The sequence below is a fragment of the Ensifer sp. ENS08 genome (assembly GCF_014852195.1).
Classification (GTDB): domain Bacteria; phylum Pseudomonadota; class Alphaproteobacteria; order Rhizobiales; family Rhizobiaceae; genus Ensifer; species Ensifer adhaerens.
Map to the genome: position 1 here is coordinate 1 of NZ_JACVBF010000008.1, position 14,725 is coordinate 14,725.

Annotated in this window: 15 protein-coding genes; 7 read left to right on the forward strand and 8 right to left on the reverse strand. The window is 63.7% G+C overall.

Annotation, left to right across the window (positions count from 1 at the left end; translation table 11 throughout):
* The first annotated feature begins 129 nt into the window (after positions 1-129).
* Entirely contained in the window at positions 130-564 is a 435-nt protein-coding gene (locus tag IB272_RS18510; RefSeq protein WP_034798487.1) for a GFA family protein, read from the forward strand.
* A 59-nt stretch (positions 565-623) separates the two neighbouring features.
* On the opposite strand, the gene IB272_RS18515 is transcribed toward IB272_RS18510, so the two are convergent.
* Positions 624-2,294: a SulP family inorganic anion transporter gene (locus IB272_RS18515; protein WP_034798485.1), complete on the reverse strand. Its 1,671-nt coding sequence runs from the start codon at positions 2,292-2,294 to the stop codon at positions 624-626.
* A gap of 307 nt (positions 2,295-2,601) precedes the next feature.
* On the opposite strand from IB272_RS18515, the gene IB272_RS18520 reads away from it, so the two are divergent.
* Positions 2,602-2,919, forward strand: coding sequence for a potassium channel family protein (locus tag IB272_RS18520; RefSeq protein ID WP_034798484.1), 318 nt, complete (start codon positions 2,602-2,604; stop codon positions 2,917-2,919).
* A gap of 43 nt (positions 2,920-2,962) precedes the next feature.
* Here the strand turns inward: IB272_RS18520 and IB272_RS18525 are convergent, their stop codons facing one another.
* From IB272_RS18525 to IB272_RS18535, 3 genes are all read right to left on the reverse strand, one after another.
* Complete coding sequence (locus IB272_RS18525; protein WP_060583919.1) at positions 2,963-3,565, reverse strand: nitroreductase family protein; 603 nt, start codon at positions 3,563-3,565, stop codon at positions 2,963-2,965.
* A 62-nt stretch (positions 3,566-3,627) separates the two neighbouring features.
* The gene (locus tag IB272_RS18530) at positions 3,628-3,891 is read right to left on the reverse strand and encodes a hypothetical protein (protein WP_250807752.1); all 264 of its coding nucleotides are present in this window, start codon (positions 3,889-3,891) and stop codon (positions 3,628-3,630) included.
* 165 nt (positions 3,892-4,056) lie between these two features.
* Positions 4,057-4,251 (reverse strand): hypothetical protein, encoded by a 195-nt coding sequence (locus IB272_RS18535; RefSeq protein ID WP_034798505.1) that lies wholly within the window; start codon positions 4,249-4,251, stop codon positions 4,057-4,059.
* 106 nt (positions 4,252-4,357) lie between these two features.
* Here IB272_RS18535 and IB272_RS18540 point away from each other — a divergent pair, with 106 nt between their 5' ends.
* The 4 genes from IB272_RS18540 (at position 4,358) to IB272_RS18555 (ending at position 9,146) form a co-directional block, all read left to right on the forward strand.
* Positions 4,358-5,257: a LysR substrate-binding domain-containing protein gene (locus IB272_RS18540; RefSeq protein ID WP_060521913.1), complete on the forward strand. Its 900-nt coding sequence runs from the start codon at positions 4,358-4,360 to the stop codon at positions 5,255-5,257.
* A gap of 129 nt (positions 5,258-5,386) precedes the next feature.
* Positions 5,387-6,211: an N-formylglutamate amidohydrolase gene (locus tag IB272_RS18545; protein ID WP_113135650.1), complete on the forward strand. Its 825-nt coding sequence runs from the start codon at positions 5,387-5,389 to the stop codon at positions 6,209-6,211.
* The gene (locus IB272_RS18550) at positions 6,208-8,091 is read left to right on the forward strand and encodes a flavohemoglobin expression-modulating QEGLA motif protein (protein ID WP_192444607.1); all 1,884 of its coding nucleotides are present in this window, start codon (positions 6,208-6,210) and stop codon (positions 8,089-8,091) included. Before IB272_RS18545 ends, IB272_RS18550 begins: the two co-directional genes overlap by 4 nt.
* Positions 8,092-8,099: 8 nt before the next feature.
* The gene (locus IB272_RS18555; protein ID WP_060529375.1) at positions 8,100-9,146 is read left to right on the forward strand and encodes a glutathione synthetase; all 1,047 of its coding nucleotides are present in this window, start codon (positions 8,100-8,102) and stop codon (positions 9,144-9,146) included.
* Between the two features lie 18 nt (positions 9,147-9,164).
* On the opposite strand, the gene IB272_RS18560 is transcribed toward IB272_RS18555, so the two are convergent.
* From IB272_RS18560 to IB272_RS18575, 4 genes are all read right to left on the reverse strand, one after another.
* The gene (locus tag IB272_RS18560) at positions 9,165-9,641 is read right to left on the reverse strand and encodes an RbsD/FucU domain-containing protein (RefSeq protein ID WP_034798473.1); all 477 of its coding nucleotides are present in this window, start codon (positions 9,639-9,641) and stop codon (positions 9,165-9,167) included.
* A 145-nt stretch (positions 9,642-9,786) separates the two neighbouring features.
* Entirely contained in the window at positions 9,787-10,800 is a 1,014-nt protein-coding gene (locus tag IB272_RS18565) for an ABC transporter permease (protein ID WP_060521908.1), read from the reverse strand.
* 1 nt (position 10,801) lies between these two features.
* Positions 10,802-12,364, reverse strand: a complete 1,563-nt coding sequence (locus IB272_RS18570) for a sugar ABC transporter ATP-binding protein (RefSeq protein WP_060529386.1) — start codon at positions 12,362-12,364, stop codon at positions 10,802-10,804.
* Positions 12,365-12,481: 117 nt separating this feature from the next.
* On the reverse strand, positions 12,482-13,414 hold the full coding sequence (locus IB272_RS18575; RefSeq protein WP_034798471.1) for a sugar ABC transporter substrate-binding protein: 933 nt from the start codon (positions 13,412-13,414) through the stop codon (positions 12,482-12,484).
* A 297-nt stretch (positions 13,415-13,711) separates the two neighbouring features.
* Here IB272_RS18575 and IB272_RS18580 point away from each other — a divergent pair, with 297 nt between their 5' ends.
* A complete protein-coding gene (locus IB272_RS18580; RefSeq protein WP_192444609.1) occupies positions 13,712-14,713 on the forward strand; it encodes a LacI family DNA-binding transcriptional regulator in 1,002 nt (333 codons plus the stop codon).
* Positions 14,714-14,725 lie beyond the last annotated feature (12 nt).

Consider the following 14,725-nt stretch of genomic DNA (forward strand, 5'->3'; position numbering starts at 1 on the left):
GGCCCTGTCCAGCGGAACGAAGACCATTGAGCCGATCGGCAAAAAAGGCCGGTCAGAACAAAACCGAACCCAAGGAAAGCCGCCAACTCAAGGCGTTCTGCCCCTTGCGTTCTTTCATTGGAGAAAGTCATGGCAGCGAACGGCAGCCTCAACGGAAAGTGCTTCTGCGGCGCAGTCGAGATCGAAGTGAGCGGCGATCCGGCCGCCATGGGTTATTGCCATTGCAGTTCCTGCCGAAGCTGGTCGGCAGGCCCGGTCAACGCCTTCACGCTCTGGCCACCGGAGAAGGTCAAGATCGTCAAGGGTGCGGACAATCTGGTTGGCTACCAGAAGACGGCAACGAGCGTGCGCAAATGGTGCAAGGCCTGCGGCGGGCATCTCATGACCGAACATCCGCTCTGGGGTGTCACCGACGTCTTTGCAGCGGCAATCCCGTCGCTTGCCTTCAAGCCGATGCTTCACGTCAACTATCAGGAGACGGTGCTGCCGATGAAGGACGGCCTGCCGAAGTATCGGGACTTCCCGCCGGCCTTCGGCGGAACGGGCGAGATGATGGCGGAATAGCTCATTTTCTGAGCACAATTCCGGACGGAAAACCGCTGTGCCCTTTTCCTGGAATTGCTTTACGCCTGCGCGGCGCCGGCCAGATAGTGCTGGAGCGCCGTGCGGGTATTGACGAACAGGCGGTCAGGGCCGAGCTGATCGGCAAAGCCGGATGCGCGCACATAGGCAAGCACGTCCGGGTTCAGCTCGGCCAGCCAGACGGTGACGCCGTGTTCGCTGATGCGGCGCTCGCCCTCCATCATCATCTGCAGCGCCGAATATTCGATGTCGAAAACCCGGCTCATGTCGAGCACGACAACTCTGGGCTTCTGCTTTGCGACCAGCATCTGCGCCTGGTCGGCCACCTGCTGGGCATTGCCAAAAAAGAGCCGACCCTCCGGGCGTAGGATCAAAAGTCCCTCGAAGGTCTCGTCATCGGGGTGTGCGGACGAGAGCGGCCGCAGCCGATCGGTGCCGCGCTTGCGGCCGACGACATAGACCTTCGCCGAGGCCGCCTGGCGCGCGAGCCCGATGAAGGACAGCACGATTGCAACGATGATACCCTGCAGCGTGCCGAAAAACAGCACGCCGAGAAAGGCGGCCAACGCCCAGTGAAACTCCATCAGCCGGACCTTGCGGACGGAGAGGAAATCCGCGGGCTTGATGAGCCCGACCGAGTAGACGATGACGATCGCCGCAAGCACGGCCTGCGGCAGCAGGCCGAGCAGCGGCGCCAGGACCAGCATGGTCGCAGCCGCAGCCGCCGCGGTGACCAGAGACGCCATCTGGCTGTGGCCGCCGACCGCTCGCACCACGGCGGTTTGCGACGTGCCGCCGCCGGCACTCATGGCACCGAAAAAGGCGCCCCCGAAATTCGCGGCACCCGTCGCCAGCAACTCGCGGTTCGCCCGGATCGGCGGGTCGGACGGAGCGGCAAAGGCCCGGCCGGCGGCAATGGTCTCGGTGAAGCTCATCAACGCGATGCCGAGCGCGCCCGGCAAGAGTTCCTGAACAAGACCCAAGCTCGGAAGTGTCAGCGAAGGCAGCGATTGCGGGATGAAGCCGACGGTGGAAACGCCGAGCGCGGCGAGACCCGCGAACCAGGAAAGCGCGATGCCCGCGGCCACCGCCAGAAGCGGCGCCGGCGAATGCGGCCAGAGGCGCTCCATCGCAAGCAAAGCCACCAGAGCCGCGGCCGCAATCGCGAGCGTGAGCATCGAGGTCTCGGACAGGTGCCCGGCGATGCTGAGGATATCGCGGAAGAAGCCTTCCTTGGTGATGTGAATGCCGAGCAGCTTCGGCACCTGGTCGAGCACGATGACAAGGCCGATGCCGGCCTTGAAGCCGATCAGCACCGGCGACGATATGAAATTGGCGACAAAGCCGAAACGCAGCAGCGATGCCAGGAACAGTAGCGCGCCGGTGAGCGCCGTCAGCGTCGCGGTCGCCGTCAGCAGCTTGGCCGGATCGCCATCCGGGACGGCAAGGCCGAGCTGCGTGCCGGCGAGGATCGCAAGCGTGGTGGTCGACGAGACGCTGAGAACGCGCGACGTGCCGAGAAGCGCGTAGATGATCATCGGCACGAAGGCGGTGTAGAGGCCGACACTGACGGGCAGGCCGGCGACCGTGGCATAGGCCATCGCCTTGGGCAGGACCACGGCGGCGGCCGTAAGACCTGCGATCACGTCGAGCCGCAGGCCCGCGGAGAGAGAGCGGCCGTCGCCGGCAAGTGAATGCTCATGCGATGCCATCCGGGTTGTCCTTTGGCAGGAGCTTTCATGAGATTATTCTAAAGCGATAGCACTCGGCCAAAGCGGTTGCAAGAAATGCAACTGACTGCATCGCATCCCGTTTGCCGGCCGGAAAACAGGCGCTGGAAGCCGACCCGACTCAGGGCTATCTTCAGAGCGGCGGCGGTGCGTTCGCGAAGGGATTTCGACGGCGGCAAGCGAGCCTTGGGCCGACCGTCCTGGGGGCGTGGCTGGTTCGCCTTCCGGGCCTATCCGCGAGAGGGAGGATTGCGTGGCGGAATCTCAACGCCGGCGGCAGACGAAGAGAATGCGACGCCGGTTCTTCTCCAATCTCTACCAGCAGCTTCAGCTGCTCTGGCCGATCTTCTCAGCAATCCTGATCGTAATGGCAGGAACCGGCGTCGTCATCGGCCGCATCGAAGACTGGCGGCTCGACGAAGCGTTCTATTTCACCTTCGTCACGGGCCTGACCATCGGCTACGGCGACATCACGCCGAAGCATCTGAGCGCTCGGGTGCTGGCGCTGGTGATCGGTTTTTCCGGCATCGTACTGACCGGTCTCGTCGCTGCGGTCACCGTGCAGGCGCTGAATGAGACTAGCCGGGATGAGACCGACGACCACTGAGGGGGCAAGCCGGCAAGCCTTGCCCGCCCCCTCGTTTGACGGGTCAGCCGGCCACGAACCGGCCCTCGGATACGATCTCCGACAGCGCCTTGCGCGGGCTTGGCTGCTCGCGCTGCTGCAGCGCTTGCGGAAGCAGCGCCTTGTCGCCGAGACGCCCGATCGCAACGGCCGCTTCGATCCGGTAGTTCTCGGGCACGCCGAGCTCCGTTCGCGCGCGCTCATAGTCGAGACCGGCCATACCGTGCGCCTGCCAGCCGGAATGCGCTGCCTGCAGCGCAAGCGCACCCCAGGCGGCACCGGCATCGAAGGAATGGGTGTAGGACGCCACCTCTTCGCTACCGCCGGGCGGCAACAGTGAAGTCTTCGACAGCACGAAGATCAGCGCCGATGCCTCCGCCGCCCAACTCCGGTTGAACTCGTTCAGGAGGCCGAGCAGCCTCTCCCAGCCTTCACTGCCGCGGCGCGCATAGACGAAATGCCAAGGCTGGGCATTGTAGGCGGACGGCGCCCAGCGAGCAGCCTCAAGAATCTCGAACAGCTCGGGCTCGGAAATCTCGGCACCCGAATAGGCGCGCGGAGACCAGCGCTCGAGAAAAAGCGGGTTGATCGCATAATCTGCGACGCGGGAATTTACATGCAACGTCATGGGGATGTTCCATTCATCGACGGCGTGCCGCCGTCACTTCAGGTAATTGATGGCGGATTTGGTCACTGACGGCCGAAGCTTTGATAGCGTCCGCAGCGGCTTTTCAAGGTCGAGATCTCATCGGAAAGTTCGGCAATGCGATCCTTAAGCTCATGGACCGTGCCATCCTCGATATCGTCGAAACCAAAACAATCGCGTGACTCGTGCAGTTCCAGCCGGCCCTGCAGGACCTCGCGGATTGCACTCAAACGCTCGTATTGCCGCAACATGCTCATCATGGACCTCATCTCAGGCGGCCGCCGCAAACTCGCGCCGGCCGACACCACTGAGATTATCCACTTAAACAGTAGATTAAAGGAATTCTGACCCAAAGAGCGGGCGGGACGTGGAAAACTGCTCCGCCCGGGCGACGACGCTGCGTCGCGGGCAAGAAAAGACCCGGGCGGTGGGAGGTCCGCCCGGGTCTTTTGAAATCATGCGGTTGGGCGAAATCATGCGGTCGGGAGGTCGTGCCCGTCGGGGCGGTTGCCGTCGAGAAAGCCCATATCCCGCTTCAGGTGATCCGACAGATCCCTGACGTCGACGACATCGGTCGTCCGGCTCTTCCTCGCGAACAGGAGCGCCAGCCAGGAACCGACGGAAAAATCGTTTGTCGACGAAAAACTACGTACTTGAATGGTCGTCATAGCCGTCATCCTCTTCATCAATCCGTCTAATGGACGGACCTTGAAAATGGTTGTGGACGGCATCAACTTCCAATCGAATATCGGTCACCATGCATAAGGCCATTTGATGCATAAGACACTTCCGCTTCCCCCATTGACGGCGATACGGGTCTTCGAGGCGGTCGCGCGCCATGGAAGTTTCACCAATGCCGCAAGCGAACTCGGCATGACGCAAGCTGCGGTGAGCTATCAGATCAAGGTGCTGGAAGATCGGATCGGCGCACCCCTGTTCCTCCGCCGCCCACGCCAGATCGCGCTCACCGAGGTCGGCCAGCGGCTTGCACCCGTGGTGACGCAGGTCTTCGAGCAGCTCAGCGAAGCCTATGTGAGCGCGCGCGGCGGCGCCCAGGGAACACTGGTCATCAGTACGATCGCGACCTTTGCCTCCAACTGGCTGGCGCGGCGCCTCGGCTCGTTTCAGATCACTCACCCCTCGCTTGCCGTGCGACTTCAAACCGAGCCGCATCTCGTCGACTTCAGTCGCGAGGAGGTCGATATCGGCATTCGCTCAGGCCGCGGCGAGTGGCCGGGACTTGCCGCCCACCGTCTGATCAACGCCGATTTTTCGCCGATGTTGAGCCCAGGCCTTGCGGCCAGCATCGGTGGCGTGAAGGAACCGGCCGACCTCCTGCGCCTGCCGCTTCTCGACCCCGGTGATCCCTGGTGGGCGCAGTGGTTTGCCGCCGCCAACGTGCCGGTGGAAGGGCTTGCGAGCCGGCCCGGCTCCAGCATGGGCGCCCAAGTCTATGAGGGAAATGCGGCCGCGGCCGGACAGGGCGTGGCGATCCTGACGCCGGCCTTCTTTGCCGCGGAACTCGCAGACGGGCGTCTGATCCAGCCCTTCGATCTGCTCTGCGACGAGAGCCAGGCCTTTTGGATGGTCTATCCGGAAAGCCGGCGAAACGCCCCGAAAATCAGCGCCTTCCGCCAGTGGATTCTCGGCGAGATCGGCCAGCAAAAACGTTGAGGGCGGCTGTCGGAGCGGGGTGGCCTTGCGTCCCGACCGCCCCGGAAATTTCTTCCGTTCTGGAACCCTTCGGGCCACCGGGGAGTTGCACCCCCGTAGCGACCAGAGCGAGGGAGTGCGGGAGCGAAGATGCAAAGCGAGCCGACGGAACAGTTCCGCTCAGCCAGCGAAACCACCTGGTGGACCGCACACCGCGGCGATGGGCCGATCGTCGGCACGGCGATCCACAACGGGCACGCGATGCGCAGCGACGCCCGCGCGCTCACCGCCCTGACGGACGAGGAACGGCTGCGCGAGGAGGATCCGTTCACCGAGTTCGTCATCCGCGATCTTGCCAACCGCATCGTCGTCCACAGGTCCCGCTTCGAGGTCGACCTCAACCGTGCCCGCACGGGCGCGGTCTATCTTCAGCCGGCGCAAGCCTGGGGCCTTTCCGTCTGGCGGGAACATCCGCCCGTCGAGATGATCGAGGCGTCCCTCGCCGTCCATGACGAGTATTATGCCATGCTGCATTCGATGCTGACGGCGATCGAGCGCCGCCACGGTCGCTTCATCGTGCTCGACATGCACAGCTACAACCACCGGCGACAGGGACCGGACGCCGCGCCTGCGGCTCCCGACGAAGCCCCGGAAATCAACATCGGGACCTCCTCGATGGATCGGCCCAGATGGGCCGGCGTCATCGATACGCTGATGTCGGCGCTCGGCACCGCCTCTATCGACGGCCGGCCGGTGGATGTACGCGAGAACGTCGCCTTCCAAGGACGCGGAGAGCAGACGCGCTTCATCCACGAGCATTTTCCCGAGACCGGCTGCGCGATCGCTATCGAGTTCAAGAAGACCTTCATGGACGAATGGACCGGCAAGCCGGATATCCGGGCGCTTCGTTCTCTGCGGGCACTGGTCTCTTCCCTCGTCCCGATCCTGACAGAAACGTTGGCGAGGCAGCGATGACGGAGGAGAAAGCGACGCCCGTAAGTCCGGCCCCGGCCTGGCTCGACGAAGCCATCGGCCGGCTGACGGATGGCCGCGCCGTGCGGCGCGATTTCGGCGAGGGCGGACGGCTGCACATCGACCGCCTCGTTCCCTTCCTCTGTGTGCACATCGCCGCCGAGCACCAACAGCCGGTGGCGCGCGACATCGCCCAGGCGAACGCCGCCTATCTACTGGCGCCCGACATCGATACCGCCGCCGCAATCATCGAACGTGTCGGGCGCGTAATCGAACAGCGACTCGGCCTTTTCATCGTGCTCGAATTCGGCGAGCTCGAAAGCGATGAACCGCCGGCCAAGGACGCGCCCTTCCTGCCGCCCTTTTTGATCGAGGTGGTCGCCGGCGCGCGTGCCGCCGAACAGGTCGCCGCCAAGGCCTTGATCGAGACGGCGGCGACGATCGAAGGAAAATTCCGCACGCCGCACGTGACGCTCGTCGAGCGCCCAGCGGCGACAGCGACAGGCCGAAAGGCCCTTGCGCTCGACGCCCCACACCTGACGGTGCGCTTCGCGCCGATCTACTGCGAGCCGGGAACGCGCCGCATCTATCCGCAACTGCGCGAGCGGCTGGTCGCGAGCATCTTCGACGCGGGGCTGAGAGCCGTTGCTGCTTTCGCCCGCGCAAAATCGGACAGTTTTCGGCTGCCGACGCACCGCGCCTTCGGCCGAAAGGCCTTCGTCGATGCCGTCGTGCGCGCCGACCGCGGCATCGACGAGATTGCCTCCAGCTTCGACTTCCTTCTGGCGGTGACGCCAATCAACGCCGAAGCCGCTTGGACGGAGTTCGCTTCGGGCGGCTTCTCCAAGAGTCCGCGCCTCTACTACCGGCCGCTGACGCTGCAGATCGAGACGGCCAAGCGGAAGCTCTTTTCCCTCAACTTCGAACATCTCGAAGATCCGCTGCTCTACGCCCTCTACCGGGAAAAGCAGCAGGAGGTAGATCTGCAGCTGTCGATGATCTCGGCGCGGGAGACGCGCACCTTCGTCGAGTTCGGCCGCGCCCTCTATGGCCCGGTGGAAGCCACGCTTCATGACGCCGCCTCCGAAATCCTGGCGCGCACGGCACCCGGCCGCGACGCACGGTCTTCGGCCGCAGACAGGCGCGATTGCGAGTACATAAGGGAGCGCGCCCAGGCGATGATATCGGCCTATCGGCGCCAGTCGGCCGATTTTTCCGCCTCCGTCGACATTCGCGACGACCTGCCGGCTGGCTTGCTCGTTTCGCGCGGCCAGCTTTTGATCGCCAGGAGTTCCGCGCTCGACGCCGATCGCGTCGAGGCGCTGCTCAACCACGAGATTGGTGTGCATCTGCTGACCTATTTCAACGGTTCGGCCCAGGGGCTGCGTATCCTTCGCTCCGGACTGGCCGGTTACGAAGGCATGCAGGAGGGGCTCGCGGTCTTTGCCGAATATCTGAGCGCCGGCATGACGATAGACCGGCTGCGCGTGCTGGCGGCACGGGTCGTCGGCTGCGCCGCCATGCTCGACGGCGCACCCTTTCCGCAGACCTACCGGCTGCTCGTCGACGGTCATGGCTTTGCGGCCACCGAGGCCTTCAACATCACGCTGCGCATCTATCGCGGCGGCGGGCTGGTCAAGGACGCGATCTACCTGCGCGGCCTCTTGCAGCTTCTCGATCACCTCGCCGGCGGCGGCACTCTCGAACCGTTCTGGATGGGCAAGATCGCCGCCTCGCATTTCGGCGCGATCCAGGAACTCAGCCTGCGCGGCCTCCTTGGTACCGCAGCGCTCCGCCCTATCTTTCTCGATGAGGTCAAAGCGCGCGACCGACTTCAGCGAGCCCAAAGGGGACTGTCCCCGCTCGACTTGATCTCAGAGTAGGAAACCGAATGCGCATTGCCTTTCTCGTCAACTCCATCGAGGGCGAAGAGACGTTCTATGCGACGACGTCGCTGGCACTCGCCGCCCTCGCCCGCGGCCATGAGATCGTCTACCTCACGCCAGGCGATTTCGTTCTAACACCCGACGGCCGCCTGATCGTCCATGCGCTTTCTCTCGGAACCGCAAAGCCGCGCAAGGCTGAAACCTTCATTGCGGCACTGCGGGGTGATGCGACGCGGCGCGAGGTCCTGGACATTACGGATATCCAGATCCTCTTTCTGCGCAACGACCCCTCGGAGGATGCCGCAACGCGTCCCTGGGCGACCCAGGCCGGCATCATCTTCGGGCGGCTCGCCGCCGAGCGCGGTGCGATCGTCGTCAACGACCCGGACGGATTGGCGGCAGCACAGAACAAGCTCTATCTGCAGGGTTTTCCCGAGGTCGTCCGTCCAACCACGCTGATTACGAAACACATGGAGGAGGTCCGGTCCTTCCTCGACGCCCATCCCGAAGGCGTCATCCTGAAGCCGCTGCAGGGCTCCGGCGGCAAGAACGTCTTCAAGGTCGGCTCCAGCCATGAGACGAACCTCAACCAGATCTTCGAGGCCGTCAGCGAGATGGGCTATGTGATCGCGCAGGAGTACCTGCCGGCGGCGACGGAGGGCGATGTCCGCCTGTTCCTGATGAACGGCCGGCCGCTCAAGCGTGGCGACACCTATGCCGCCGTGCGGCGCGTTCCGGCGGAAGGCGAGTTGCGCTCCAACATGCATGTCAACGGCCGGCCCGCCGCGGCCGTCGTCACCCCGGCGATGCTTGCCGTCGCCGAAGAGATGCGCCCCAAACTGGTGCGCGACGGCATGTTCCTGGTCGGCCTCGACGTCGTCGGCGACAAGCTGGTGGAGGTCAATGTCTTCACGCCCGGCGCCCTGCCCGAGATCGCCGAGCTGACCTCGATCGATTTCAGCGAAGACATCGTCGCCGAGCTCGAACGGAAGGTCGAGATAAGGCGGGCCAATGATGGCGTGCTTTCCAATCGGGAGCTTGCGACCCTTTGATGGCGGCCAAGGTGGCTCTCACCCGGCGACGGCCTCGTGCCAGTGGCTGGCCGGCGGCACCACGCCCTTGGTGAAGAGGAAGCTGCCGAAGCGGCGCGCCTCGCCCGTCACGATGATACAATAGGCGCGCTTCGCTTCCTCGTGGAAGGCGAAACGCTCGATCGCATACATCTTCGAAAGAATACCATCCGCACGCACGAGCTCGGCCTGCACCTCGCGCTGGACCGCCGGCAATTCGCCCGCCTCCCCGTCCGGCGTCAGCCGCGCCGCCGAAGGCTGCAGCGGCGTGTCGAGCGGCATGACGGAAAGAATGGCGCGCACGGCACGCGCGGCCGAGACATTCGCGATGTGCAGCGGTAGGCCGAGCCGGGTGTGGCGGGCGATCGTGTCGGCGGGAAAATTCGCGTCAACGATCGCGATCCGGTCTCCATGTCCCATTGAGCGCAGTGCATGCAGCACGTCGGCGTTCAGCGCCGGATCGATGTTCTTGAGCATCGGCCTAACCTTCTCCATTTGCTTCTGCGTGAAAACCAGGCCGCAGAGATCCCCCGGGGCGGGTCTATCGACCCGACCACCTTGTCCTTCACCGCGTTTCGTCGGTTGCGGCGGGCTGCGATCCGTCCGCACGTGGCTCCCGGTCTTAGATACCGGTCAGCCGCTCGCGATACTTGTCGATGATTACCGCGAGGATGATGACGACACCGGTGATCATCTGCCGCATGAAATCGCTGAGTCCGAACAGGATGAGGCCGTTGGCAAGCACCCCGGTGATGCAGGCACCGAGCAGGGTGCCGATCACCGTGCCGCGGCCGCCGTTGAGGCTGGTGCCACCGATGATGACGGCGGCGATCGCGTTCAGCTCGAAGCCGATGCCGATGATCGGGCTCGCGATGTTAAGGCGGGCCATGTAGACCATGGCGGCGATGCCGACGAGCGCACCGGCAATCGTGAAGGCCGCCACTTTGTAGAACATCAGCGAATGGCCGGCGAGACGAACGGCCTCCTCGTTGTTGCCGATGCCATAGAGCAGCCGGCCGAACACCGTCTTTGACAGTACGAACCAGGCGATCGCGACGAGCAGCAGCGCGATCAGGAAGACGACGGGGATGCCGAAGATCATCTGCGAGCCGAAGGCGTTGAAGCTCGGCGGAAACGAATAGATCGTGCGTGCGTCCGTCACCTGCAGCGCGGCACCGCGGGCGATGTTCAGCATGCCAAGCGTGACGATGAAGGAGGGCAGCCCCCAGAAGGCGCTGATCCAGCCATTCAGGAAGCCACAGACGACGCCGGTGCCGACAGCGGCGAGCGTTGCCAGCGCCACGGCCTGGAACACCGAGAGATCGGGAATCGTCAACACCGTGCCGCCGACGACGGCGCAGAAGGCCAGCATCGAGCCGACGGAAAGATCAATGCCGCCGATCAGGATGACGAAGGTCATGCCGACGGCGAGGATCAGGTTGATGGTGATCTGCGTCAGGATGTTGGAGATGTTGTTGGCCGTCAGGAAGTGCTCGGTCGAGACCGAGAAGAAGAGGATCAAAAGCAGGAGCGCCAGGCCGATGCCGGCATCGCGCAGGAGCACCTTTGGCGACCAGCCCGGCAGCTGGCGGGCATGGACGGTTTCGCCGGCTTGTGTCTTTTCGAGTGCTTGCATCTTACTGCCTCGCCTGTTGCTGCTCGCCCTGGTAGGCAAATTGCAGAATACGTTCTTCGGAGAATTCCGGCCGCGACAGCTCGCCGACGACACGGTGCTGCGACATCACGAGGATACGGTCCGACAGGGTCATCAGTTCCGGCAGCTCCGACGAGACGATCAACAGCGCCAAGCCACGTTCGGCGAACTGGCGGATCAGGGCATAAATCTCGGCCTTGGCGCCGACGTCGACGCCGCGTGTCGGCTCGTCGAGCAGCAGTACCTTCGGATTGCGCGCCAGCCATTTGGCGAGCACCACCTTCTGCTGGTTGCCGCCCGAGAGCGTCGCGGCATTCTTGCCGGGTCCGCCATATTTCAGCTTGAGCTCGGCGCCGAGCCGTTCCGTCACTTCGATTTCCGCCTTCCTGTCAAGGATGCCGGCACGCGAGACGTCCGAGAGGGACGCGAGCGTGACATTGGCCGAAATCGGCATGTTGAGGATCAGGCCTTCCTCTTTCCGGTCCTCGGTCACGAAGCCGATACCGGCATTGATCGCCTCGCGCGGCGAGCGGAAGGAGGCGCGCTTCCCCTCAAGGAAGAGCTCACCGGAGAGCGGCCGTTGAGCGGCCGCGATCGCCCGCAGAAGCTCGGTGCGGCCGGAGCCGACAAGCCCGGCGATCCCCAGGATTTCGCCCTTGTGCAGGTGCAGTGAAATGCCCTCGGCATGCGGCGATTGCGGTGGGCGAAACCGGGCAAGCGACAACGCCTGTGCCGGCCGAGCAAACGAGACCACTTCGCTCGCCATCTGCTGCTGCAGCTTGCGGCCCACCATGGCGCGCACAAGTTCGTCCTGATTGGTCTCGACGATCGGCCGCGAGAACACCGTCTCGCCGTTGCGCAGCACCGTCACCCGATCGCAGATGCGGAAGACCTCGTCGAGATGATGCGACACGAAAACGATCGAGACGCCGCGACGGCGAAGGTCGCTGACGATCTTGAACAGCCGCTCGGTTTCGCGCGACGTCAGCGTCGCCGTCGGCTCGTCGAGGATGAGAATACGGCTTTCCGTCATCAGCGCGCGCGCCACCTCGACCAACTGTCGGTGGGCGATGCCGAGGCGCGCGACCGGCCAGCGCACGTCGATGTCGCTGAGGCCGATGGCGTCGAGTGCGGCCCGTGCGCCGGCATGCATCTCCTGCCGTCTGACGACGCCGAACGCATTGCGCGGCAGATGCTCGATGAAGATGTTTTCCGCCACCGACAGATGGGGCAGAAGGTTGAATTCCTGGTGCACCACCTGGAGACCGTTGGCCTTGGCCTCCCGGGGCGTGGCCGGCGCATAGGCCCGGCCTGCAAGATTGATTGCGCCCTCGTCCGGACGGACGATACCGCAGAGAACCTTGATCAAAGTCGATTTGCCGGCACCGTTCTCGCCGATGAGGCCGTGCACTTCACCCGGCTGAATGGAGAGGCTGACGCCGTTCAGTGCCTTGGTACCCCCGAAGGCCTTCTTAACATCGTGCAGTTCCAGAACCGGCGGCATCGAGACGCCAGCCGCTTCCGCCTGCACGGTTTGCGTGTTCATCATGACCTAGCCCTTTTGAAACGCAGCAATTGCGCAAGCAAACCATTGGCCTGCGGCGGATGCTGTCCTTGCCGACGCGCACCGGGCAGCGCCCGGTGCGCACGCGCGGTCTCAGAGCTATTTCACGTTGTCCTTGGTCACGAGCTCGATGTCGGTCTTCACCCAACCTTCGAGTTTGGGCCCGCCGGCCACGACTTCGAGCGCCTTGTCGATTGCGTTCGCCGCCATCTGCGAACCGAACTGGTCGACTGTCGCCAAAAGCTTGCCGTCCTTCAGCATGGGGGCTACCGCCGGCACATTGTCGAAGCCGACGACCTTGATGTCGTTTCGGCCAGCCGCGTCGAGCGCCTTGACGACACCGATCGCCATGGAATCGTTGGCGGCGAGCACACCCTGGATATCGGGATGCGCCGTCAGCATGGTCGAGAAGACGGAATTGGCCTCTTCCGTTTCCCAATGCGCCGTCCGAGAATCGAGAAGATCGAGCTTGCCTGCCGCGATCGCATCCTCGAAGCCGAGCTTGCGCTGCGCTGCATTGTCGGCGCCCGGATTGCCCTCGAGGATCACGACCTTACCGCCGGCGCCGAGATCCTTGGCGAGCGCATCACCGACCATCTTGGCGCCGCCTCGATTGTCAGGGCCGACGAAGGCCAGATCGACGCCGGCATCCTTCTTTGCCTGCTCGTCGAGCGAAACGTCGAAATTGATGACGACAATGCCCGCATCCATCGCCTTCTTCAGCGGCGCGACCATGGCGCGGGAGTCGGCCGGCGCAATCACGATCGCATCGACGCCCTGGGTAATGAAGTTCTCGACGCCATTCAGCTGGCTCTCGAAATCGGTCTCGTTCTGCATGCCGATGGCTTTAAGCTCGTAGTCGCCACGCTTCTGCGCATGTGCTTCGGCGCCTTCCAGCATGTTCTTGAAGAAGTCGTTTGCAAGCGACTTCATGACGAGGCCGACGACGGGTTTATCGGCAGCCATGGCAAGTGTCGGCAATGCGGTGGCAACGGTAAGTGCGACGATAGACGCATACAGGGAAAATTTCATGGGTTCTCCTCCGGTGAAAAGATGGTCCTCCAACCATCAATGAAACGTTTCATCACATGAACATGCGTGGCCCGCTTCGACCTTTAGAAGATAGAAAGGCGGTATCGCTGTCAATATGAAACGTTTCATCGCTGAGAAATTTGTGCTGGAAGCCGCTACCGGTTCGCGGCATTCTCTGATCTAAGAGGAAGGCCAGCTGCCGTCGGGCGGACCCGCGGTCGCTGGCGTAAGACTTTGATCCGTTGCATGATTTTTCCCTCCTGATCGATGCAGCGAACGTGATAGGGAGCCGACCGTTTGAACCCGACGATCAAGGATGTTGCCCAGCGCGCCGGGGTGTCCGTCGGCACGGTTTCGCGTGTGCTTGCCAAGAACAAGACGGTGAGCGAGGACATCAGGGCAAAGGTCGAAGCGACGATCGACGCGATCGGCTACCGACCGAACATTCTCGGTCGCAGCCTCCGGCTCGCCAAGACCGACATTATCGGCCTGGTCGTGCCTGACATCACCAACCCCTTCTTTGCCGAGCTTGCCAAACAGGTGGAGATGTTGGCTTCCGCCGAGGGCTACTCGGTGCTGCTTGCCAACACCCATGACGACCCGGACGCCGAGAAGCAGCAGATTGAAACCCTGCTCGGACGGTTGCCGGCCGGGCTGATCCTCGTTCCCGTCAGCAACAGCCTCGTCGATGGATTGGCGTCGCGCACGCGCACGGTGACCGTCGACCGGCCCTTGAGCGGCCATGCGCTCGTGTCCGTCGACAATCGTCAGGGCGGTTATCTCGCCGCGGACCACCTGCTTTCGCTCGGCCATCGTCGGCTTGGCTATATCAGCGGTCCCGGCACGACCGAAGTCTCCGGCGAGCGCCGCGGCGGTTTCGTTCAACGGCTCGAGGAATTCCGGAAAAGCCACCCAGGCGACTACGTTCCGCCGCAGATCGTCGAGGGGCACTTCGACTACCGCTCAGGTGAAGAACTTGGTAAGCAGCTGCTGACGCAACCCGTAGCAAGTCGCCCGACGGCGATCGCCACCGCCAGCGACCAGCAGGCAATCGGCTTGCTGCGCGCCGCCGACGACATGGGGCTTCGGGTCCCGAACGACCTTTCGATCGTCGGCTTCGACGACATTCCTCTGGCTTCGCTGGTGCTGCCGCGGCTCACCACCATTCGCCAGCCGATCGACGAGATCGCCCGGCTGGCACTCGAAGGCGTGCTCGGCAGCCATGCGCTGCAGGAGGAATACAAGCTGCAGCCAATGCTGATGAAACGCGGCTCTTGCGCCGCGCCCTCAACACCCTGACATCACGGCGCG